Here is a 21,305-nt window from a genome sequence, read left to right on the forward strand (position 1 = left end):
AGACTATTCCTGAACACGAAGTTGGGTGACGGCAATTTCTGGCTCAACGCCGGAATTGGGCGAGGTCTGAGCGACTTGATCGATCAACAGACCCTGTTGCCAGTCAAGCACCAGTTCTGAAACCGAGGGGCGTCGCAGCACAAGAACATCGGCCCCATCAAAGGTCAGCTGACATTGCTCAACATAGCGGGTGAAAACCTGCAGCGACTGGCCTTGAGCAACAATAATGGCCCAGCCATGCTGCGCGCCATGGCAGCGATATTCAACGCCCTGCCCCGGCCCCGCTTCGATCGCTTCAAGCGGCCCGGTTGCCTTGTAGGCGACAAGACCCTCGCCGCCCTGCAGGATTAGCGTATCGCCCGACAGCGTGTGGGTCAGCCCGGAACGTGCGGCGTACACATGGGAGAACTGCAACCGTTCGCCTTGCCCTAGGCGATAGTGGACCAGAGCAACGTTTTCATGCTGTCCGACACGTGGCAGAGCGCCATTGCCTGCCCAGTAAGACGGGCGCTGCTGCCCCCACGGATCGTCTTCACCGGGGTGGTTTAGCCAGCTGCGGGCCATGGGGTGGCTGGCAAAGCGCAGATCGAGCACGTGCTGCTGGTGGCCATAGCCGCCTGCGTTGGCGCCGCTATTGGTCGAGAGCTGGATGTGTCTGGTCTTGTAGAGGTTAAGCAAGGCCGCTGGCCCATAGCCCTGGAAATAGCGCGCACTGACAACTTGCCCCTGCGCAGGCTCGACGTAGGTGGCAATGCTCGAGGGCGGCTGATATCGGCTGGCAGCGAACAACGGCAGCGAGGCCACGCCCTTGTTGAGCCAGCCCTGCCCGAACGCGACGGCCGCAAACGGCGCCAACTCCGTCAATGGCCCGGCGCGCAACTCCTTGTCGTAAGCGCGTCCCATTGACCCTGCCGGGACCCCGGCGAGGGTGTGCAGGGCTATCATGGTGAAGATGCGGTCACTAAGCGCCGATGCGCGCGCGGCGATTGACGCGGGACCCAACTCAGCAAGCGTCAGCAGACCGATGAAGTCGACTGGATAATAGGCGGCCGAATTCCACTCGGCCAATCCATCGTCTTCGACTGCGTCGAACCATAAATTCAGCCGTTCCGTGGCCAAGGCGGCTTGCTCTGCGCCCTTCCGCCCCGAAGTGACAAAGACCTCTTCAGGGAAACTCTGACCAGCAAGGAGCTGTGCAACATGGAAGCACAAGGCGTGGTTCTCGCTCCAGAACCACATCGCATCATTGCCGGGCTCGTCGACCCAATAGCGGAATTGAGTGAAGGTGAGGCGGATCCGCTCCGCAAGATCGCCGGGCAAGGCCGACCCATGTCGTATCCAGGCCCATAACAGCGGCACCGCGACGAAGTCGGAACAGTCGCGCCGCTCCTCCATGGACAGCAGTGTCTCTTCGATAATGGGACGGATCCGCGGGTCGTCGACCCGGCCCGTCTCCAGCAGCGCAACCGCGGTGCCCATCCGCATTTCGCCAAAGCGAACCGCATGTTCCAGCGCCTGCTGCTTGCGGCTAGCCAGATCACCTGCAAGTTTTTTGGGCGTCGCATCGTGCAGGACTGCGCAGCCAATGCTGCGGTCCACATTACTGTCACCTGCAGTAAAGGTCACCGCCAGATCGTGATAGCCCTGAGGAAGGTCGCCTCCCTTGCACAATGTCAGTTCGGTGGCGCCTGCGGGTAAGTGAAAGCTCTGATCAAGGAATGTTGCTCGGGTATGCGAGGTGGACGCCAGTCGAGCGTGAATGTCTACGGCGATAGCCACCGGCGTATCAAAAACCAGTGTGACCTCGTCGGTGGCTTCGACCACGTCGCCGCGTGTCCTCACCTGGCTAGACAATGCCTTGAGTGCTTCAACATCGGCGCCCAGCTTGGCGCCGGGCAGGAAGACATCAAGCGCGACGCTGTCGAGCAGCACCAGTTCGAAGAACCAGTTGGTGTCGCGCTCGGCCATATCCTCCGTCAGGACAATGACTTCGCTACCAGCTGCCCTGATCGGCAGGTGAACAACGGTCTGCTGGTCAGTATTGCGGGTGAACGGTTCAAACCGTCCTGCCAGCTCGCCGTCAACCCAGATGTGCACCCCGCCGCGCGTGTGCAAGCGGAATGAGCAATAGCGATTTTGTGGCGCTGCGATGCGGGTACGGCACCAACGCGCAAGCCTGGTGGGGCGATGACGGAACTGGCTGAACTCTACCCGTCGGTTATTGCCTGGCAGGTACAGCGCCTCGACCGGCCAGTCGGTCCGCAAAACAACTGCGCGGCTCGCCACGTCTTTCCAGGTCGCAGCGCGGCACGGAAGGTCCCCTACGTCGACGAAGCCGTTGACGTACTTGTAGTTTTGCGGGTCGTTTGCGGGCGCCGGCTCGCCGGGGAAATAGTGCGCCTCGACCGGAGAAAGTTCCCAGGCAGTGAGGCTGTCGCCTCGAGCGATGGACAGCAATGGCGTCGACATGGGTAGGCCTTGGTCTAGGTGTCAGTCCGACGATGGGGTCGGTTCGCGGAACCGCAGCAGCGGCTCCAGTTGATCGATCAGGCCCGGCAATTGTGCCGGGGAGGTAACCCTGTAATCGGGCACCTCATCGCGGTCAGCGGGTGTATGTGCCCGAAGGGTCGACCATGACATAAAAATCGAGGTGATCCCCAAGGCGTTGGCGCCCTTGATATCGCGCGACAGGTTGTTGCCGACCATCACGCAGCGCCAGGCGTCTGCCCGTGTCAGTCCCGCGGCCGTCAACGCAGCGTCGAACATGCGCGCATCGGGCTTGAGGACCCCGACATCCTCGGAAATTACGTGAGCGTCGAACAGGCCCCACAAATCGTGCTGGGTCAGCAGATTGACGAAGGTCTGTCTGGGGCCATCCGCTACAAGTACCAGCTTGTGCCCGGCTGCCTTCAGCGCCTGCACCATATCGCTCGCGCCGGGAATAAGGTCGCCACTGAGTACTACATCACTGCCGGCCGTTTTAACTTCGCTGCGCTCATCGACCAGCGTGTCGCCACAATCGAGAAAAATGGCGCCAAAATGAATATTGCTGGCGGCAAGTCCGGCCATGATCTGCTTGATACGTTGGGGGATTAGATCGGCCAATTGCGACCATGACATCAGTTCAGGCCGGCTTTGCACCGGGACATAATCATGGCTGGGCACGAATGCATCATGGCGCATTTTCAGGCGAGCCAGCCGGTGATCGCGCTCACTGGCCTGATATAGGCCGCTCTTGGCAAAGGGGTTGCCGAGGTGAACCCCCTCAAGGCCGGCAAGTGCCCCGCAGAGCGCCGACAGTTGCTGGCGATCCACCACGGGCATCTGCCGGGCCATGGCCCAATGGGCATGCTTGCCGGCCTCGACATAAACCACCGGACGACCGTCCAGCATTTCGGCCTGCCCTGCCCCGGCATCCATGATCAATCGGCCGCCATGTGAGGATGCCTCGACCTTGGCAATTGCCCCATCGAGGCCGACATGCACCCAGACATGCTCCAGATCATAGAGATGGCCAATGTCCCAGTCGTAATAGATGGCGTATTCGATTGCCAAAGCACCGTCAGGTTCAACGCGAAATTTTGACGATGGCGAAGCTTCTGGTGCGCGAAACACCGTGTAGCCGAACGCCACCGGCTGATAGGGTTCAGCGCGATCCAGCATCAACTGCGGCGCATACCGGCCCGCCAGTTCGGCGTCGGGCGCCGATAAACCAGAACTCATACGGTCACCCCGATCAGCGATAGTTCTTCGGCAAAGTGGCAGCGCACCTGCCGGTCACCGGCAACGCTGCGGAGCGCGGGGACTTCGGCGCTGCATTTGGGCTGCGCGTAAGGGCAGCGCGGGTGGAAGCTGCAACCGCTCGGCGGATTGGCCGCATTGGCAATCTCGCCCTTCAGAGGGACACGCTTGCGCGTCCTGTTGCCGCGAGGGTCGGGCTGCGGCACAGCGGCCATCAGTGCTTCGGTATAGGGATGCAGCGGCTTGGCAAAGAGCTTGTCGGTCGGTGCTGTCTCCATCAAGCGTCCCAGATACATCACGCCGACCCGATCCGAGATGTGCTCGACCATGCCCAGATCATGCGTGATGAATAGATAGGTCAGCCCGAACTTCTCCTGCAGGTCCTGCAAGAGATTGATGTTCTGGGCAGCAACAGACACGTCCAGCGCCGATACCGCCTCGTCTGCAGCAATAAAGCTGGGGTTGAGCGCCAACGCACGGGCGATACCGATACGCTGGCGCTGCCCGCCGGAAAAGGCGTGGGGGTAGCGGTTGATGTATTCGGGCCGCAGACCGACCACCTGCAGCAATTCGGCGACGCGGTTGCGAATTTCCGCTGGCGTGCCGACGCCGTGGATCTTGAGCGGTTCACCCACCAGCTCGAGCAGCGTCATGCGGGGATTGAGCGATGAGTATGGGTCCTGGAAGATCATCTGCATTTCGCGCCGCATGGTGCGCATCTGACGATCGGTCAGGCTCGACAGGTCGGTCACGGAGCCATCAGAGCCGCGGAACAGGATCTGCCCATCCGTCAGCGAATACGCGCGCAGCATCAGCCGGGCGACGGTGGATTTACCCGAACCGGATTCCCCCACCAGACCGAAGGTCTCGCCCTTGCGGATATCGAGCGATACATCGTCGATCGCCTTGATCTGCCCAACCTGTTTTTTCAGCCAACCAGCCGTGATCGGAAAGTATTTCTTGAGATTGCGGACCGAAATCAGCACGTCATCAGGCATTTCAGGTACATTGATTGGAGCGTCAGACATGGGTTGGCTCCTGGGCAAACTGGTCGGCGATATGGCAGCGCGACATCTGATTGCCAAAACGCTTTTCGGGCGGCGCCTGCGTATCGCACAGGCCGGTTATGGCGTGGCTACAGCGTGGATTGAACGAGCAGCCGCTCGGCACGCTGAAGGGATCGGGCACCATGCCCGGAATGGTGGGGAGCCGACGTCCCTGGTCGACACCAAGGCGTGGAATGGAACGCAGCAGCGCCTGAGTATAGGGATGCTTGGGCGCGTAGAAAATGTCGTCCACTGTCGCCGTTTCGACAATACGGCCCAGATACATCACCGACACGCGGTCGGCGATATCAGCGACCACGCCGAAATTGTGGGTGATGAAAATGATCGCCATGCCCAGTTCGGACTGCAATTGCTTGAGCAGCTCGAGAATCTGGGCTTCGGTGGTCACGTCAAGCGCGGTCGTTGGTTCGTCGGCAATCAACAGGCTCGGATTGCACGAAATGGCTAACGCAATCATGGCGCGCTGACGCATGCCACCCGATAATTGATGCGGAAAGGCATCGACCAGTTCGGTCGGGCGCGGCATCTGCACCTTTGCAAGGAGATCGATGGCGCGCTCGCGGGCGGCCGCTCGGCTTAGCCCCATGTGCAGTTGCACCGTGCGCATGATCTGCGCGCCGATGGTGTGCACGGGCGACAGCGCCGTCATGGGCTCCTGAAAGATCATGCCAACATGTTTGCCACGCACCTGCCGGATGGCGCGGCTATTGCGCTTGAACGATGACAGTTCAAGATCTTCGCCCGTGTTCAGGCGCATCTGCACCCGACCGCCGGCGTCAACAGCCCGCTTGGGCAAGAGGCGCATGATGGCACGGGCGGTGATGGACTTGCCGGACCCGCTTTCGCCAACGATGCCGAGCACTTCGCCCTTGTTGACGTGGTAGGAGACGCCGTCGACGGCCTTCACCAGCCCTTCGCGCATGGGAAAATGAACCTGCACGTTCTCAACGTCGAGCAGTCGTTCTGCGGGCATGTTTTGCTTGGTCATAGGATCACTGCCCATAGGGGTCGGCCGCATCGCGCAGGCCATCGCCGAGAAAATTGAAGGCAAGCACGGTCAGCACAACCGCCCCACCAGGCGAGAGGAGCCAAGGCGCCAGCGAGATGGAGCGCAGGTTTTGGGCGTCCTGCAGCAGCACGCCCCAACTAACAACGGGTGGGCGAAGGCCCAGGCCGAGGAAGCTCAGCGCGGTTTCACCCAGGATCATCTCCGGGACCGCCAGTGTCAGTGCCGCGATGATGTAGGAGGTCATCGATGGCAGCATGTGCCGAGTGATGATGCGGGTTTCGGTGGCGCCAGCCAGGCGCGCGGCCATCACAAAATCTTCGTTTCGAATGGCCAGAAACTGTCCACGGACCACGCGAGCCAGATGGGTCCAGCCGATCAGCGCCAGAATGAGCGTGATGAGCACATAGACGATGATGGGGTCCCAGGCGATAGGCAAGGCCGCAGCCAGCCCCATCCAGAGTGGGATGGTGGGGACCGAGCGGATCAGCTCCATCAGGCGCTGGATTGAGGTGTCGATCCAGCCGCCGAAATATCCGGAGATCGAGCCCAGTGTCAGCCCGAGCACAAAGGCAAAGATGACGCCGATCAGACCAGCCGACAAGGTGACCCGACCGCCGTGCATCAGGCGCGAAAAAACATCGCGTCCCAGATCGTCGGTGCCGAGCAGATTGATCTGCTCGCGGCGGTCGTTCACCCCGAACAGGTGCACATTGGATTTGAACAGGCCGAAAAAATTGTAGTCATCGCCCTGATAGAAAAGCTGAATCGGCAGAACCTTGTCGGTATCGACCGCGTATTTTACACGCGCCGTTTCAAGATCGCGTTCGCGCGACCAGCCATAGACGAATGGTCCGACGAACTGTCCATCGTCAAACAGGTGAATGGCCGTTGGCGGCGCTAGCGTGCGCAGGCGTTGCACCTCAAATGGGGCATAGGGTGCCACCATATCGGCGAACACTGCGCATAGCGCCAGGATCGCCAGGAACCACATCGAGATCACGGCCAGGGCGTGCTTGGAAAAGCGCCGCCAGATCAGCTGGGCCGGCGTGGCCGTGTAGAGATCTTCTTTGCGGTCCTTGGGGGCATCCGCGGCAGTGTTGATTGTCTGCTCTGTCATGGCTGAACCCTCACGCGTTACGGATACGTGGATCGAACCACGCCAGAAGGATGTCGGAGATCAGCGTGCCCACGACGGTGAAGACGCTGAGAATGAGGATGAAGCTGCCTGCCAGATACATGTCCTGCATCTTGAGTGCCTGCAGCAGCAAGGGGCCGGTAGTGGGCAGGTTGAGCACCACGGCGGTGATTACGTCGCCCGAAAACAGCGCCGGCAATGCCCAGCCCACTGTCGAAATGAAGGGGTTAAGCGCCACACGGACCGGATAGGTCCAGACGACGCGAGCTTCGCTCAGACCCTGCGCATAGGCGGTCTCGACATAGGGTTTGCCCAGCTCGTCGAGCATATTGGCGCGCATAACGCGGATCAGACCTGCTGCGCCACCCGTCGCCAGCACCACGAGCGGGATCCATAGATGGGTGAGCAGATTGCCCAGCTTGCCCAGGCTCCAAGGGGCGTTCTGGTACTCGGGCGAGAACAGGCCACCCACGTCGAGGTTCAGATAGGCGAAGCTCAACCACATCAAGATCAGGGCGAGCAGGAAGTCCGGGATACCCTTGCCCAGAAAGCCGAACACCGTGAACAGGTGGTCGAGCAGCGAATATTGCCGCGTCGCTGAATACACACCGACAGGGATTGCGATGGCCCAGGTCAGCACCAGGCTGGCCGAAGAGATGGCCAGGGTCAGCATCAGACGATCCCAGATCAGGGTCGATACCGGCGCATTCCATTCGAGCGAATAGCCAAAATCACCGCGCAGCACGATATCGCTGATCCAGCGCCAATACTGCACGATCAGTGGGTCGTTGAGACCGAACTGCTCGCGCATGGCAGCTTCCTGAAGCGGCGAGATATACTCACCGGCATGGCGCAATTGCGCGGCATAGGCGGTGACGTAGTCCCCCGGCGGCAACTGGATGATCACGAAGGATATGAACGAGATAAAGATCAGCGTCGGAATCGCCAGGAGGGCGCGGTGTCCGATGAAGGCGAGCATGGTGTGTTTCTCCAGGAGCAGGCGCGCGCATGGGTATGCGGTGCCAGCAGCGATCCGGGACGGGCGGACCCGCCCCGGACACTATGTGTAGCTATTCCTGTTCAAGCCAGAACTGCTGGGTACGGGCCAGACCCACACCGCGGAAGATGTCGTCCTGCACCAGGTTTGGCTGCACGTTGTGCATCTTGTTGGAGACGATGTTGACCACCGTGCCCTCACCATAGACACCGATTACCCAACCCTGCGTGGCAAAGATCTCGGCCATCTGCTTGACGTAGCCATCAGCCACTTCAACCGACGCAGACTGCGATGCCTGATCCCACAGATCGTAGATTTCCTGCATCTCTGCAGTGGGCTCCATGCCTTCGACGCCGTTGGTGTTGTAGTATTTGAAGCTCTGGTTGGCGTAGCCGTCCGAACCCATAATGCGACGCGGATCGGCAGGAACGTAGGTCAGTCGATCAAACGGAATCCAGTGCATCTGGAAATCGTTATTGGCGCGGTTGTTGTCCCACTGGGTGCGATCGATGACGCGTGGCAGGAATTCGATGCCGATATCAGCGAAGTTTTCTGCCAGCAATTCGAGCGTCTTTGCATGCACCGCGTCATTGGCTTCGACAACCAGACTGAAACGCTGACCATCAGGACGCAGACGGAAATCGGCACTGTCGCGTTCGCTCAGACCAGCCTCATCAAGCAGTTCGTTGGCCAGGTCTGGGTCGTATTCAACCCAGTGCTGGGACAGCTCGTCGCTGTGATAGGGCGAGCCGGTCACGGGCGCGGTCTGCAAAGGCTTGGCCAGTGCGGACTGGGTCAGTTCGTTGATCAGCTCGCGATCAACCGCAACAGACATGGCATGCCGCACAGCTTCGGTCTCGAACAGGCCGCGCAGCACTTCGTCCTTGCTGTTCATATTGGGAACAAGCGACCAGACATTGGAGTCCAGCCCAGGGACGATGTGATAACCGCCACGCTCTTCGTTTTCCTTGTAGAAGGTGTAGTTGTCCAGGCTCATATAACGAGCCTGCATATCGATCTGGCCCTGCGCCACCATCAGGTTGAGCGTTTCCGGATCCTGAAACAGGCGATGCTCGATGCGGTCGATATAGGGAAGCTGGTTCCCCTCTTGGTCAACCGCATAATAGTAGGGGTTGCGAACCATGACGACGGTTTCAGCCGGCGCCGGGGTCTCAATCTTCCAGGCGGTGATCACGGGCAGATCTGGATTGTTCCACCAGCCCGTCAACGCACCCTTGGAACCCCAAAGATCTGTCCAGGCTGCGACGTTGTACTTGTCAGCGGCTGCAGCGAGCTCTTCCTCGCTGGCATACTTGTCGTTGAACTGGCTCAGATAGTGCTTGGGAAAAGGAAGCTGGGACGATCCAGGCTTGGCTCGCCAGTAGAATCCTTGGCCAGGATCTGCAGGAAATACACATATGGCTGGGCGAACTTGATGGTGAAAGTACGCTCATCGGCGATATCGAGCTCAAGCGGCACGCCACCTGGCGCGAAGGTCGGATCGATCGTGGGAACCAGCTTGGGGTTCATAAAAACGTCATTGTACCAAAAGGCTACGTCATCGGTGGTCACTGGCGCGCCGTCCGACCACTTCAAGCCTTCGAGCAGAGTGAAGGTGAATTCAGTCGAATCCTCATTGACCGAATAGCTCTCGATATAGCCGGGCGTCAGAACAGCGGTGCCATTCTCATCGGCGGTCCATTTCAACACCCGCTCTTCCATGAGCTTGGTGGGCCCCCAACGGTCGCCAGGACCGCTATAGGCGCGACGCCAAACGCCGCCGTATTCGCCCACTTCAAGTGCGTTCACGACAGTCGGATCTGTTGGCAGGCGTTCATCGACGGCTGGCAGATTGCCCGCCTCAACCATCTCGGTGAGCATCGGGGCTTCCTGAAAAGCCCAGGCTGCGGTTGTCAGCGCGGTGGTCGATAGCGCCGTGATCGCGAATGACGCGATCCATTTCTTTGCGTTCATTGACTTCTTCCCTCTCATTAGCGGCCCCAATGCACCAACCGGTTACTTGGCGACCAGTGATCCTCAGCAGAAATGACAGGATGCAACGCACGAAAATGTTTTCATCGAATCCTCCCGTCCTCCTGTAGCAGCACTCCCGATCGCAATTTTCTCGCGTATTCTGGGCCGTCTTGCTGTTACATGAGCTATCTTTGCGACAGTTTGACTGCGATGCAATATGAAACAATTTGCACGAGATGAAATGGAAGGCGGGGGAACCTCGGCAACCCACCAAACGCGGTCGAAGATAGGTAGTGAATTCAACAGCCTAGAGGAAAGTGTGTGACGATGGTTCTGGCCGATGCCCGCATTCAGACAAATTCCCAAACCGGTTACTTACGTGTTCTGGTCGAGGCGCTGATGGATTCACCTGGCCTCCAGCGCCCGGAACTATCGCGAAAAATCGGTCTCCCGCGGATCGCTGTTTCGGACCTACTGGCGAATCTAGAAATTCGCGGCATGGTTCAGGTTGCCGGATCGATCAATGGTATGCCGGGGCGTTCGCAACAATTCTACACCTTGCGCAACACTGCAGCGCTGGCGCTGGGCTTTGATGTCGGCGGCACCAAACTGGCCGGTGCGCTTTGCGACATGCGCGGAAATATTCTTGCTGAACGCACGGTGCCAACAACGCGAAACGGTGCCGCGGCATTGGTTGACCAGATAGTCACCATGGCCAACGCCATGTGCGCAGACGCCGGTTTGCCCCGTGCACACGTGCGGCACACGGCAATTGGCCTTCCCGCAGCTGTTGACCCTGTACAAGGCAGTCTGAGCATGGCCGGCAATTTACCGGGGCTCGAGGGAGTGGCGCTGCTGGAGCCGCTGTCCTTGGCTTTGGGTTGCGCTGTGCATCTGGACAATGACGTGAACTTGGCGCTGATTGCCGAACTCGCCCATGGCAGCGCTCAGGGAGAGGACAATGTGGCGTTTGTTGCGCTGGGTACCGGCATTGGTGGCGCCCTGCTTATCAACGGCCACTTGCTGCGGGGGGCATTTGGTGGGGCTGGGGAGATTGGCTACATGCCGCTTTGGCAACTTGAAATGGCGGGGTTGCCAGCGTTGGAAAACCGCGTCGGTGAAGCGGGCATTCGACACCTCTATCGTTCAGCCGGTGGCGCCACCGAGCACAGCGTACGCGACATCTTCGATGCGGCTGCCGCAGAAGATGTTGCTGCGTGCTCCGCTCTGGACAGCTCGGCCGAAACGGTGGCGCGCGGGCTGGTCTGCCTACTATCGCTCGTTGATGCCCGGGTCGTCGTGCTGGGCGGCAGCATTGGCGCGCGGCAGGAATTTATCGACAGGGTGCAGACCCGTATGGCCCAGAGCTGGATACGCCCCGTGCAGATCCGCCGTAGCGATGCGGGCGGACGCGCTGGACTGCTGGGGGCTCTCGAACTGGCACGGCAGAGCATGCTGGAGAACCTGTTTGGTCCGCTACCCAAGAGCTAGTCGAGTCGCCGAACGCTACCGCGAATTGTCAGTCGGCAGCCCAGTTCAAGTCGGTGCGCTGGCGGTGCGCCAGCAGCATTGACGATACGTTGTTCGAGCAAATGCAGGGCGGCAATGCCCATGTGGTCGAGCGGTACGCTGACCGTGGAGAGGGCGGGCGAGGTCAGTTCGCCAAGCGCCACGCCGTCAAAGCCCACCACCGAGACATCCTGGGGCATGGAGACCCCTGCCCTGCGCAGCGCCGCCATGGCGCCCAGCGCCAGATTGTCCGCAGCACAGAAAATCGCGGTTACACCACCCATGCCCTCGTGCTTGGCAATCCAGCGATCAATGGCCGCGGCGCCCATGTCAGGGAGATAGCCCTCTGCCTGCTGCACATAGGCGGTTTCGAGCGACAATCCGTTGGTACGGAAGGCATCGAGAAAGCCGTCACGCCGACGCCGGATCGTGCTGCGGCCTTCCCATGTGAGGTGCAGGATGTTGCGATGGCCCTGCTCGATCAGCCAGTTGGTGGCGTATCGTGCACCGAAGCGATTGCCGGGTGTGACACTGTCGATCTGCATTTCATGGTCTTCACCATTCATCAGCACGGCGGGGATGCCAGAACGGGCAATGTCGTGCAGCAGATCGGCGCGGTCCTCGTTGAGCAGCAGGATACCGTCCACAGCGGCCGCCCGCGCCTGTTCGACCAGCCGCGCGCCGCTGACCGATGGCTTGTCCACCTCCATAGGGATCACACGGATCGACCGACGCTCGCATTCGCGCATCAGTGTGCTGAGCAAAGTCCAGGAATAGTAGTTGTGCTCGTTATGGGGCAGCGTATCGCTGGGCACCGCCAGCATGATGGTGCGCAGAACCGCGATGGTCGCCTTGTCGCGGCGTTTGGCGAGATAACCCAGTGCGCCAGCTGCCTCAATGACGCGGTTGCGAACTTCCTCTGATATCGGCGCGGTGCCATTGAGCACATGGGACACCGTCGAAACAGCAACATCGGCGCTGTCGGCGATGTCCTTGATGCCGACTTTTCTGCCCGGTTCTCGCTTCACACCGTCCCCAATCGTCCCTACTGCGCCATGCAGCTGTTTTCCGTCACTCTGCGGTCTGGCGCAAGTCGTGGCAGCACACCGGGCTTCTCAAAGTGTCACTGACTGATCTTCTGCCACCATTGGCCAACCGTGTCTGCGTCGAGCCGGGTGGCGGGGTGGCCCGGTCCGCTAAGATAATGCGCAAGCGCATTGCGAAATGCGCGGGCAACCGGTCGGGTGTCCAGATCATCGACCAGATCAGGCGCACACAGGAACAGGCGCCCCGCTCCGATGCGCGCCTCGGCCAGTAGCAAGAGATCGCGATTGGTGTTCCAGTCGTCGATCACCCGGACGATTGGCGCGAAATCGATCCCGGCCACGTCGAAGGCGCGACGGTGGAATGTCATCTCCCACCAATGCCAGTCGGTGTGAGACTGTGTGGGAAAGTCACGGAAGACCGGATGGGTGTTTTCGATCAGCAGACCCAGTGTGTGCGGTTCCTGTCCGTCGGTCCACAGCGTATTCCAGAAGGCCGCCGTATGGCCCATGACCGCGTTGGGCTTGAGGGTGTCTGGTGATGGTGCCAGCACCATGGTCTCGCCGGCGCTGATGCGCGCCAGCGCAGCCGCGTCGAGGCTTGTCACGATTGGCAGGTCGGGCACGGCTGCGGCGGGAGGCATGACCCAGAGCGACCAGCGATTGCGGTATTGGGTACCTGTCAGACTGACGACCAGTTCGTAACGGGCGGAAGTGGGCAAATCTGCAGTGGCGATGGTGATTTCGCCCAGTGTATGCAGGGCGCCAGCGGTGATATCTGCGGCGGTGATCAGCCCCATGCGCAAGGTTTGCCCGTCCTCGGCCCTGAGGGACCAGTTCAGTTCTGCGCTGGGCAGATCATGGGGGCCGAACTGCGCCAGTTGCAGCCTAGCGACAAAATCTTCGCCCTGGGTCACGACAAAGCGGGTGGCGCGGAGGAGCGGGACGATGGGGGCGCAGAACTCCCGGAATCGGGCCGGCGTGACATAGCGCTTTTCATCCCAGAAGGCGTCAACGACGCCAACCAGTGCGGTGCCCTGCCCCGGAAAATCCTGCAGCCCGAGCAGTTGAACGCCAGCCAATCCGTCGGTGCGCAGCGCCGCTTCCACTTCTTCCTTGTAGAGCTGGGTCTGCAGCGCGCCGCTGGCCATCAGGTAATCTTTTGCCAATGGCAACAAGCCCTTGGCGGCCAAGTCTTCGCGCACGCGCTCGAAATTGCGTGCTTCGAGGACGCCGGTGTATTTGTCGATTTCGGTCAGATCAGGGAAGACGCACCACTGGCCAATCTCGTGGCTGACCAGCGGTTGCGGGATGCTGTCGCGCCATTCGGACCAGTCGGTCATGGTCTCGAGCGGACGGGCGTTGAGGCGGCCGTCGAGATTTTCGCCCCAGCGCTGATTGCGCGGCTCGGGCTTGGTCAGATAGTCGGCGCGTTCGACCGTGGGCCAACCGGAGCCACCGGTGTAAATCCTTCTATTGTCTCGTGATTTCCAGCCGGCGATGAAGCGTTCGAGGAAGGCGTGGGTGCCAGCGCCGTTCACTTCATTGCCGACGCAGAACATGACAAAGCTGGGGTGATTACCGTAGTCGCGCATGATGCGTTCGGCTTCGGCGTGGATGTAGCGGTCCAACGCGGGATCGGCGCCTAGCACCGGCCAGACCGGGGTCTCGACATGGAGCAGCATGCCCATCTCGTCGGCGACCTCAAAGGCTGCTTCGGGTGGGCACCAAGAATGATAGCGGATGTGGTTGAGGCCGTAAGCCTTTGCGGTTTCAAAGACTTTTCTCCAGCCGGCTGTGTCGGTGGGCGGGTATCCGGTGAGTGGAAAGATGGCGCAATCAAGCGTGCCGCGCAGGAAAACCGGGCGGCCGTTGAGCGTCAGGCTGCGGCCTGCGCGGGCGAATTCGCGAATGCCGAAGCGGGTTTGGCGGCGGTCGAGTTCGATGCCATCGCGTTTCCAGATGACCGTGGCGGTGTGCAGGACCGGGTTGAATTCATCCCAGAGGGCAGCGGTTTCGGGCAGCGAAAACGCCACCGATCTGGTGGTGAAACCGCTCGAAACTGTCAGCAGACTGTTGGCATTGAGCGTCACAGTTTGCCCGCTCAGGGCGATTTCGACCAAGAGTTCGTCGCGATGCTCACCGGAGAAGAAAGTGGGCCAGCGATTGTCGGCGTCAAAGGCATCGAGTTCGATGTCGATGGTGATGTCACGACTAAGCGCATGAACGTCCAGACGGGCGATCGAGGCGCGGGCCGCTTCGATGCGCAGATAGCCAACGACCCCATTCCAGTTGGTCTGGGTGTGCTCGGTGGTTGAATGGGCCACGGCGCCCATCAGGGCACTATCGCGAATGATCGCCTCGCCCACGGCCTCAAAGCGCTCATTGTCGATCATCATGACCAGGCTGTGCTCGCCGGGGGCGAGTTTGCCGATCAGCATGCGAACAGCGGTCGACAGGCTCTCATCGCGCCCCAGCTTGTAGCCATCGAGCCAGACATTGACCTCGCCGTGCGGACGCTCGAGCGCCAGATGATAGAAATGATCGTCGCAACCTTCTGGCACGGTAAAGCTGCGGGCGTACCAGGCCTTGCCGACATAGGGATGACGGCGGCTGAGATGGGCCATGGTGCCACCAGTGGTCAGCGGCGTCTTTTGCGCCTCATCGACACTGCCGGGCAAAGCGATGGTGTCGTCCAGCGCCTTGGCAAACCAGCATTCGCGTTCACCCCTATTGTCGGGATCCAGAGCAAATGACCATTGGCCTTGAAGGGGAATGGAAAACAGCATGGTAGTCCCTGACTGGTCGTGACGGTGTTTCGGACGCCGGCACTGACTCAACACGTCCACGCCCATCCAGCTTAATAATCTGATGTTTGAACGCAGTGTCAACCCGAGATAGCGCCTTGACCAAGCCCATAGGCGCCTCATAATGTTTAATCATCTGATGTATGAGGCTGGTCACGTGAAGATAACTGCCATCAAGACCCGCGTGGTCAATGCCGAGATGCGCAATTGGGTTTTTGTGAAGGTCGAGACCGACGAGCCGGGCCTGTTTGGCTGGGGCGAGGCCACGCTGGAATGGAAAACCCGTGCGGTGGTCGGCGCGATCGAGGATCTGGCGCCGCTGCTGATCGGCCGCGATCCGCGCGATATCGAGCAGGCCTATCGGGCCATGACCAAGCAGAGCTTCTGGCGGCTGGGTGCTATCGGCATGAGTGCGGTATCGGGGATCGAGCTGGCGCTGTGGGACATTCTGGGCAAGCATCTGAATGTGCCAGTCTGGCGCCTGCTGGGTGGCAAGGTGCGCGACAAGGTTGGGGTCTATACCCATCTGGGGATGGGCGACATGCGCGCGGTTTACGAGACCAACGATGTTGAACCATTGGTGGAGCGCGCACGCGAAGTGGTCGACTTTGGCTACAAGGCATTCAAGGCCGTGTTCATTCCCTATACCCATTATCACGCGCCGCTGCCCGAGGTGGACAAGGTGGCCCGCATGATGCAGGCGATGCGCGAAGCGGTTGGCGACAGCATCGAGATCATGGTGGATTTCCATGGCCGCCCCGCGTCAGCGGGTGCAGCGCTGGCCTATATCGAGGCGCTGGCGCCCGGCCGCCCGATGTTTGTCGAAGAACCGGTCCCGCCCGGCGATTTTGCCAATCTGGCCAAGCTGGCAGGCCGTAGTTCGGTGCCACTGGCTACCGGCGAGCGGCTGATTGAGCGGACCGAGTTCGACGCGCTGTTCGCCAGCCAGGCCATCGACATTGTGCAACCCGATATCTGCCATTGCGGCGGGTTGATGGAAGCCAAGAAAATTGCCGCGCGGGCCGAAGCCCTGGGCATCGGGGTGGCACCACACAATCCGCTGGGGCCGATTGCCGGTGTCGCGGCGCTGCACTTTGCGGTGTCGACACCCAATCACGTCATTCAGGAAGAAATGGTTGGGGCTGTGCCTTGGTATTTCGACGTCGTGCAGGGACCGATCAAGCGGGTGGATGGCTATTGGCAAGTGCCCGAGGCACCGGGCCTGGGGATCACGGTTGACGAAGATGCCTGCGCCAAGCATCCGTTTGTGCAGGAGGTGATGCACACCCAGAACGCCGTGCTCGCCGATGGCACGCTGGTGGACTGGTAGATCATGCGCCTGAAAGACAAGATAGCAATCATCACCGGCGCGGGGCGCGGCATTGGCGCGGCCATCGCCGAGGCCTTTGTGCGCGAAGGTGCCGAGGTGGTGATTGCCGAACAGGACGCCGAAACCGGCAGCGCTACGGCCACCCGGCTGGGCGCCTGGTTCGTGCCGACCGATGTAACCGATCAGAGGTCGGTGGATCTGCTGGTCGCCGCCGTGGTGGCCAAGTATGGCCGCATCGACATTCTGGTCAATAATGCCGGGATCAACGTCTTTCACGAACCGCTGGAAACCAGCGACGCGGAATGGGCGCGCTGCATGGCGGTGGATCTCGAGGGGGTCTGGCGCCTGTGCCGGGCCGTACTACCCACAATGCTCGCCAATCAGGCTGGCAGCATCGTCAACATCTCCTCCTCGCACAGTACCAGCATCATTCCGGGCAGCTTCCCCTACCCCGTGGCCAAGCATGGTTTGCTGGGTCTGACGCGGGCGCTGGGGATCGAATATGCCGCTCGCAATATACGGGTAAACGCGATTGCGCCGGGCTATATCGAGACGCAGTTGGCGATTGACTACTGGGCCAGCTTCCCCGATCCGGCGGCCGAACGGCAGCGCACCTATGATCTGCATCCGCCCAAGCGCATCGGCACGCCCGAGGAAGTCGCCATGACGGCGGTGTTTCTGGCGAGCGACGAAGCCCCCTTCATCAATGCCACCTCGATTGCCATCGATGGCGGACGCTCGGTGCTCTATCATGAGTAGCGCGCCATGACGGACGACCCACTGGCGCGAACACTGGTGAAGCCGCGCGTGCATCGGCACGTGGTCAAGACGCTGGCGCAGCGCCTGCTTGGCGGTGCATTCCAGCCCGGCGACGTGTTGCCGCCCGAGCCCGATATGTGCGCTGATTTCAAGGTGAGCCGCAGCGCCGTGCGTGAAGCGATCAAGGTGCTCGACAGCAAGGGCATGGTGACCACCAGACCGCGTATCGGCACGGTCGTCCGGTCGCGCCATGAGTGGAACCTGCTTGATCCGGATCTGCTGGCCTGGTCGATCGAATTGCAGCCCAGCGCCGAACTTGTGCTCAGCCTGATCGAAGCGCGTCAAGTGATCGAGCCGGCCGCGGCACGCTTTGCGGCCCTGCGCGCCACCGCAGCAGATCTGGCGCCAATGGAAGATGCCTTTGCCCGCATGAGCAAGGCCAAGCAGAGCCTGGACTTCAGCACCTTCAATCAGGCCGACATCGATTTTCACACCGCCTTGCTACGGGCCAGTGGCAATATCGTGTTCCAGCAGTTGTCCAACACCATTGGGGCTGCACTGGCCTATTCGTTCCGGTTGACCGTGGAGCGGGCCCGTGAGCCCGGCGCGTCCCTGGCCAATCATGGCGAAGTGATCGAGCGTATCCGCCATCGCGACAGCGAAGGCGCTTATGCCTCAATGGCCCGCCTGCTCAATATTGCCATTGTCGATCTGGGCCTGAGCGGCATGCAGGACAATAGCCGCCAGCTTTGACCCAGACTATCTGGTGCGCGCACCCTCGGCCCATTTGAGGATATCGCTGGACGACATGGCGCCCGAAACACGGGCCACTTCCTTGCCATCTTCAAACAGCAGCATGGTGGGAATGCCGCGAATGGCCAGACGCGTGGACAGCTCCGGGGCTTCATCGGAATTGAGTTTGAGGAACCGCATGCCCGGTTCGGCCTTGCGGGCGGCTTCGGCAAATTGCGGGCTCATGACCCGGCACGGGCCGCACCAGGGCGCCCAGACATCGACCAGCACGGGAATGTCGGTCTTGGCGATCTGGCGTTCGAGCTTGCTGGCCGACATGTCTGCCGGGGTGCCATCAAACAGCGCGGTTGCGCACTTGCCGCACTTGCCGGCGGCGGCATTCTTGTCGGTGGAGACGCGGTTGATCGCACCGCAGGCGGTGCAGACTACGTGACTGGATTGGCTCATGGCGTTTGGTCCTGAAGGCGTGGGTTGAGGCTAGCTGACCACTTGCATGCGCACCAGCTTGGCCGCGAGCAGCAGCCAGGGCACGCCATGAAGCGCCATGTCGAAAATGTCCATTGGCCTGGTCAGCGTGCCGTTGAACAGCATGCGTATCTTTTCGACCAGATGAGGCTCTGGCAGGAAGGGCGCCAGACCCAGTGTCAGCGCCAGCAGGATCAAGGGAGTGAGCGGCAGGCTGTCGAGCCAGTCCATGGTGCACCTCAGTGTTTACTTATATTAGCACTATCTAATGTATATTGCTGCGCGGTGCAAGGGATGGCGTTGGCGAGAATGCGATGCTCTTGCCATCACGGATCGAGGCATGAAAATCCGCAAGACGCCCGAAATTGGCCAAGCCATAGCCAGACACCAGCGGGGCGGGTGCACTAGAGTGCGCGCAATCTAGGAATATGGAGTTTCGAGCATGCGTTTTGCACTGTTTGCCGCCGCTGCGGTTTTGAGCGTTGCCAGCATGGCAACATCCGTCCAGGCCGAGCGCCTTACCGATGCGCCGCTGGTTGATGCAAACTGGCTGGAAGAGCATCTGGGCAATGAAAGCCTGGTCGTGTTGGACGTGCGCAATCCCGTTGAGAACGTACAGCCTTACGACACCGCACATATCCCCGGCGCCATCTCGGCACCGTATGGCAGCGCTGGCTGGCGCAATGAAATCCAGGGCATTCCCGGCCAGTTCCCCGGCGTGGAAGCCACCTCGGCCCTGATCAGCAGCCTGGGCATCAGCAATGACGACCACGTCGTCATCGTGCCGAATGGCGACAATTCGTCGGAATTCGGTGGCGCGACCCGCGTGTACTGGACGTTCAAGGTTCTCGGCCATGACGCCGTGTCGATCCTGGATGGCGGCGCCCGCGCCTGGGATGCCGCCGGCGGCGAAGTGACCGACGTTGCCACCGTGCTCGAGCCCACCACCTTCAACGCTGATTTCCAGCAGCATCTGCTGGCCACCACGGCAGACGTGGAAGCGGCTATCGCCAACGGCACCAAGCTGGTCGACGGTCGTCCGGTCGCGCAGTATCGGGGCGAGAACAAGAGCCCGGTTGCCCGCGTTGCCGGCACCATTCCCGGTGCAGTCAATATCGACAATGGCCAGCTCTATGACGCTGACGGCGCCTCCTATGTGAGTGCCGAGACGGTCGCCCAGCTCGCTTCAGGCGTTGGCCTCGGCGCTGATGAAGCCAACATCGCCTTCTGCAATACCGGTCACTGGGCTTCGGTTGTCTGGTTCGGTCTGTCCGAAGTGCAGGGTAACAAGAACACCCGCATGTATGACGGCTCGCTGGCCGAGTGGACTGCCGATGAATCGCGCCCGGTTGCCAACGGCATCTAATCGCGACTTGCCCTGAACGATACCAACAATGTCCAGAGCTCCGGTTCTGGACATTGTGCGTTTGGGCCTCCATTAGTCGAATAGGTTTTCCAAGGGGGCGTGCGCGCCATGAGTCAGATTTCTGCAACCAGTCCGGGCCCTGCACCGGCCGCCGCCGGCCTGAACGTCGACAAGGGCGTCGTGCTCGTCGTGGCGTTGGCCATGGTGATTGCCGCACAGGTTATCGGCCAGCTGATTGATCCCCGTCAGTCGCTGCTGTTCCTGATTGGCGGCCTGCTGGGCGCCACGCTGTATCATGCCTCGTTCGGGTTCACCGGCGGCTGGCGCCGCATGGTGGTGGAACGCCGTGGCCGGGCCATGCGCGCCCAGATGCTGATGATCGGTGTTACCGCAATCGCCTTCCTGCCCCTGTTGGCCATGGGCAATGTTTTCGGCCAGCCGCTGGTCGGCGCGACAGCGCCGGTCGGTGTTTCGGTGCTGGTCGGCGCGGCGATGTTTGGTCTGGGCATGCAACTGGGCGGCGGCTGTGGCTCGGGCACGCTGTTCACGGTGGGCGGCGGCAGCGCCCGCATGCTGGTGACGCTGCTATTCTTCATCATCGGGGCGGTCGCCGGCACGGCACACCTGCCCTATTGGCTGACCTTGCCCTCACTGCCCCCCACCAGTCTGGGAACGGTGCTGGGCGTGCCCGGCGGCATTGCAGTGACACTGATCGCCCTGGCGGCAGTGGCAGGGGTGACTGCGCTGGTTGAACGCGCCCAGCACGGGAGCCTGGAAGCGGCACCGCGTCCGGCGCGCAAGGGGCTTGAACGCCTGCTGCATGGTCCCTGGCCACTGGTTGGCGCCGGGCTGGCGCTGGCGGGGCTGAATCTGGCGACCCTGGTGGTGGCTGGTCATCCGTGGTCGATCACCTATGGCTTTGGCCTGTGGGGCGCCAAGATTGCCCAGGCGGTCGGCGTGCCGGTCGCCAGCTGGGAATTCTGGACCTGGCCTGCGCAGGCGCAGGCGCTCAACGATTCGGTGCTGGCCGACACCACTTCGGTGATGAATTTCGGCATCATTCTGGGCGCCGCGCTGGCGGCAGGGCTGGCCGGCAAGTTCGCCCCCAAGGTCGCAGTACCCCTGCTCTCGCTGGTGGCGGCTGCGCTGGGCGGCCTGCTGATGGGCTATGGCGCCCGGCTGTCGTTTGGCTGCAATATCGGCGCGCTGTTCTCGGGCATTGCCTCGGGCAGCCTGCATGGCTGGTTGTGGTTCGCTGCCGCTTTTGCGGGTAGCTTTGCCGGCGTGTTTGCACGCCCCCTCTTTGGTATGGACGGGTTCAAACGCTCATGAGCAATCGCAATACACTTC

General features: G+C 61.1%; 18 protein-coding genes. 6 read left to right on the forward strand and 12 right to left on the reverse strand.

Going from position 1 to position 21,305, the window contains the following annotated elements:
• Positions 1-3 precede the first annotated feature (3 nt).
• From AC0L37_RS09250 to AC0L37_RS09285, 8 genes are all read right to left on the reverse strand, one after another.
• Positions 4-2,469, reverse strand: a complete 2,466-nt coding sequence (locus AC0L37_RS09250) for a hypothetical protein (protein ID WP_282221337.1) — start codon at positions 2,467-2,469, stop codon at positions 4-6.
• Between the two features lie 21 nt (positions 2,470-2,490).
• Positions 2,491-3,723: an HAD family hydrolase gene (locus AC0L37_RS09255; protein ID WP_282221336.1), complete on the reverse strand. Its 1,233-nt coding sequence runs from the start codon at positions 3,721-3,723 to the stop codon at positions 2,491-2,493.
• A complete protein-coding gene (locus AC0L37_RS09260) occupies positions 3,720-4,769 on the reverse strand; it encodes an ABC transporter ATP-binding protein (protein ID WP_282221335.1) in 1,050 nt (349 codons plus the stop codon). The genes AC0L37_RS09255 and AC0L37_RS09260 overlap by 4 nt, the downstream gene beginning before the upstream one ends.
• Positions 4,762-5,796, reverse strand: a complete 1,035-nt coding sequence (locus tag AC0L37_RS09265; protein WP_282221334.1) for an ABC transporter ATP-binding protein — start codon at positions 5,794-5,796, stop codon at positions 4,762-4,764. The genes AC0L37_RS09260 and AC0L37_RS09265 overlap by 8 nt, the downstream gene beginning before the upstream one ends.
• A 4-nt stretch (positions 5,797-5,800) precedes the next feature.
• Positions 5,801-6,934 carry an ABC transporter permease gene (locus AC0L37_RS09270; protein WP_282221333.1) on the reverse strand — a complete coding sequence of 378 codons (1,134 nt, stop codon included), beginning with the start codon at positions 6,932-6,934 and terminating at the stop codon, positions 5,801-5,803.
• Between the two features lie 10 nt (positions 6,935-6,944).
• Positions 6,945-7,931, reverse strand: a complete 987-nt coding sequence (locus tag AC0L37_RS09275) for an ABC transporter permease (RefSeq protein WP_212658103.1) — start codon at positions 7,929-7,931, stop codon at positions 6,945-6,947.
• A gap of 91 nt (positions 7,932-8,022) precedes the next feature.
• Entirely contained in the window at positions 8,023-9,144 is a 1,122-nt protein-coding gene (locus AC0L37_RS09280; RefSeq protein WP_473312807.1) for an ABC transporter substrate-binding protein, read from the reverse strand.
• A 134-nt stretch (positions 9,145-9,278) separates the two neighbouring features.
• The gene (locus tag AC0L37_RS09285) at positions 9,279-9,923 is read right to left on the reverse strand and encodes an ABC transporter substrate-binding protein (protein ID WP_473312808.1); all 645 of its coding nucleotides are present in this window, start codon (positions 9,921-9,923) and stop codon (positions 9,279-9,281) included.
• Positions 9,924-10,421: 498 nt separating this feature from the next.
• On the opposite strand from AC0L37_RS09285, the gene AC0L37_RS09290 reads away from it, so the two are divergent.
• Positions 10,422-11,414 (forward strand): ROK family protein, encoded by a 993-nt coding sequence (locus tag AC0L37_RS09290; protein WP_473312809.1) that lies wholly within the window; start codon positions 10,422-10,424, stop codon positions 11,412-11,414.
• On the opposite strand, the gene AC0L37_RS09295 is transcribed toward AC0L37_RS09290, so the two are convergent.
• Positions 11,411-12,460, reverse strand: a complete 1,050-nt coding sequence (locus AC0L37_RS09295; protein WP_282221331.1) for a LacI family DNA-binding transcriptional regulator — start codon at positions 12,458-12,460, stop codon at positions 11,411-11,413. The genes AC0L37_RS09290 and AC0L37_RS09295 overlap by 4 nt on opposite strands.
• Positions 12,461-12,555: 95 nt before the next feature.
• Positions 12,556-15,264 (reverse strand): glycoside hydrolase family 2 protein, encoded by a 2,709-nt coding sequence (locus AC0L37_RS09300; RefSeq protein WP_282221330.1) that lies wholly within the window; start codon positions 15,262-15,264, stop codon positions 12,556-12,558.
• 142 nt (positions 15,265-15,406) lie between these two features.
• Between AC0L37_RS09300 and dgoD the strand changes: the two genes are divergently transcribed.
• Genes dgoD through AC0L37_RS09315 form a run of 3 tightly spaced genes read left to right on the forward strand, consistent with a single transcriptional unit; the run spans position 15,407 to position 18,124 of the window.
• Positions 15,407-16,612, forward strand: coding sequence for a galactonate dehydratase (dgoD, locus tag AC0L37_RS09305; RefSeq protein ID WP_282221329.1), 1,206 nt, complete (start codon positions 15,407-15,409; stop codon positions 16,610-16,612).
• 3 nt (positions 16,613-16,615) lie between these two features.
• The gene (locus AC0L37_RS09310) at positions 16,616-17,371 is read left to right on the forward strand and encodes an SDR family oxidoreductase (RefSeq protein ID WP_282221328.1); all 756 of its coding nucleotides are present in this window, start codon (positions 16,616-16,618) and stop codon (positions 17,369-17,371) included.
• A 6-nt stretch (positions 17,372-17,377) separates the two neighbouring features.
• Positions 17,378-18,124: a FadR/GntR family transcriptional regulator gene (locus AC0L37_RS09315; RefSeq protein ID WP_282221327.1), complete on the forward strand. Its 747-nt coding sequence runs from the start codon at positions 17,378-17,380 to the stop codon at positions 18,122-18,124.
• A 6-nt stretch (positions 18,125-18,130) separates the two neighbouring features.
• Here AC0L37_RS09315 and trxC read toward each other — a convergent pair whose 3' ends face one another.
• On the reverse strand, positions 18,131-18,571 hold the full coding sequence (gene trxC, locus AC0L37_RS09320) for a thioredoxin TrxC (protein ID WP_282221326.1): 441 nt from the start codon (positions 18,569-18,571) through the stop codon (positions 18,131-18,133).
• Positions 18,572-18,601: 30 nt separating this feature from the next.
• On the reverse strand, positions 18,602-18,820 hold the full coding sequence (locus AC0L37_RS09325; protein ID WP_212658112.1) for a hypothetical protein: 219 nt from the start codon (positions 18,818-18,820) through the stop codon (positions 18,602-18,604).
• 211 nt (positions 18,821-19,031) lie between these two features.
• Here AC0L37_RS09325 and AC0L37_RS09330 point away from each other — a divergent pair, with 211 nt between their 5' ends.
• The gene (locus AC0L37_RS09330) at positions 19,032-19,955 is read left to right on the forward strand and encodes a sulfurtransferase (RefSeq protein ID WP_282221325.1); all 924 of its coding nucleotides are present in this window, start codon (positions 19,032-19,034) and stop codon (positions 19,953-19,955) included.
• Positions 19,956-20,063: 108 nt separating this feature from the next.
• On the forward strand, positions 20,064-21,287 hold the full coding sequence (locus AC0L37_RS09335) for a YeeE/YedE family protein (RefSeq protein ID WP_282221324.1): 1,224 nt from the start codon (positions 20,064-20,066) through the stop codon (positions 21,285-21,287).
• The last annotated feature ends 18 nt before the right edge of the window (positions 21,288-21,305 follow it).

Source organism: Devosia sp. J2-20, assembly GCF_055808475.1.

Excerpts from the sequence above, each read along its gene's own strand:
- AC0L37_RS09250 (WP_282221337.1), bottom strand. The coding sequence starts at position 2,469 with ATGTCGACGCCATTGCTGTCCATCGCTCGAGGCGACAGCCTCACTGCC.
- AC0L37_RS09255 (WP_282221336.1), bottom strand. The coding sequence starts at position 3,723 with ATGAGTTCTGGTTTATCGGCGCCCGACGCCGAACTGGCGGGCCGGTAT.
- AC0L37_RS09260 (WP_282221335.1), bottom strand. The coding sequence starts at position 4,769 with ATGTCTGACGCTCCAATCAATGTACCTGAAATGCCTGATGACGTGCTG.
- AC0L37_RS09265 (WP_282221334.1), bottom strand. The coding sequence starts at position 5,796 with ATGACCAAGCAAAACATGCCCGCAGAACGACTGCTCGACGTTGAGAAC.
- AC0L37_RS09270 (WP_282221333.1), bottom strand. The coding sequence starts at position 6,934 with ATGACAGAGCAGACAATCAACACTGCCGCGGATGCCCCCAAGGACCGC.
- AC0L37_RS09275 (WP_212658103.1), bottom strand. The coding sequence starts at position 7,931 with ATGCTCGCCTTCATCGGACACCGCGCCCTCCTGGCGATTCCGACGCTG.
- AC0L37_RS09285 (WP_473312808.1), bottom strand. The coding sequence starts at position 9,923 with ATGAACGCAAAGAAATGGATCGCGTCATTCGCGATCACGGCGCTATCG.
- AC0L37_RS09290 (WP_473312809.1), top strand. The coding sequence starts at position 10,422 with ATGGTTCAGGTTGCCGGATCGATCAATGGTATGCCGGGGCGTTCGCAA.
- AC0L37_RS09300 (WP_282221330.1), bottom strand. The coding sequence starts at position 15,264 with ATGCTGTTTTCCATTCCCCTTCAAGGCCAATGGTCATTTGCTCTGGAT.
- dgoD (WP_282221329.1), top strand. The coding sequence starts at position 15,407 with ATGTTTAATCATCTGATGTATGAGGCTGGTCACGTGAAGATAACTGCC.
- AC0L37_RS09310 (WP_282221328.1), top strand. The coding sequence starts at position 16,616 with ATGCGCCTGAAAGACAAGATAGCAATCATCACCGGCGCGGGGCGCGGC.
- AC0L37_RS09315 (WP_282221327.1), top strand. The coding sequence starts at position 17,378 with ATGACGGACGACCCACTGGCGCGAACACTGGTGAAGCCGCGCGTGCAT.
- trxC (WP_282221326.1), bottom strand. The coding sequence starts at position 18,571 with ATGAGCCAATCCAGTCACGTAGTCTGCACCGCCTGCGGTGCGATCAAC.
- AC0L37_RS09325 (WP_212658112.1), bottom strand. The coding sequence starts at position 18,820 with ATGGACTGGCTCGACAGCCTGCCGCTCACTCCCTTGATCCTGCTGGCG.
- AC0L37_RS09330 (WP_282221325.1), top strand. The coding sequence starts at position 19,032 with ATGCGTTTTGCACTGTTTGCCGCCGCTGCGGTTTTGAGCGTTGCCAGC.
- AC0L37_RS09335 (WP_282221324.1), top strand. The coding sequence starts at position 20,064 with ATGAGTCAGATTTCTGCAACCAGTCCGGGCCCTGCACCGGCCGCCGCC.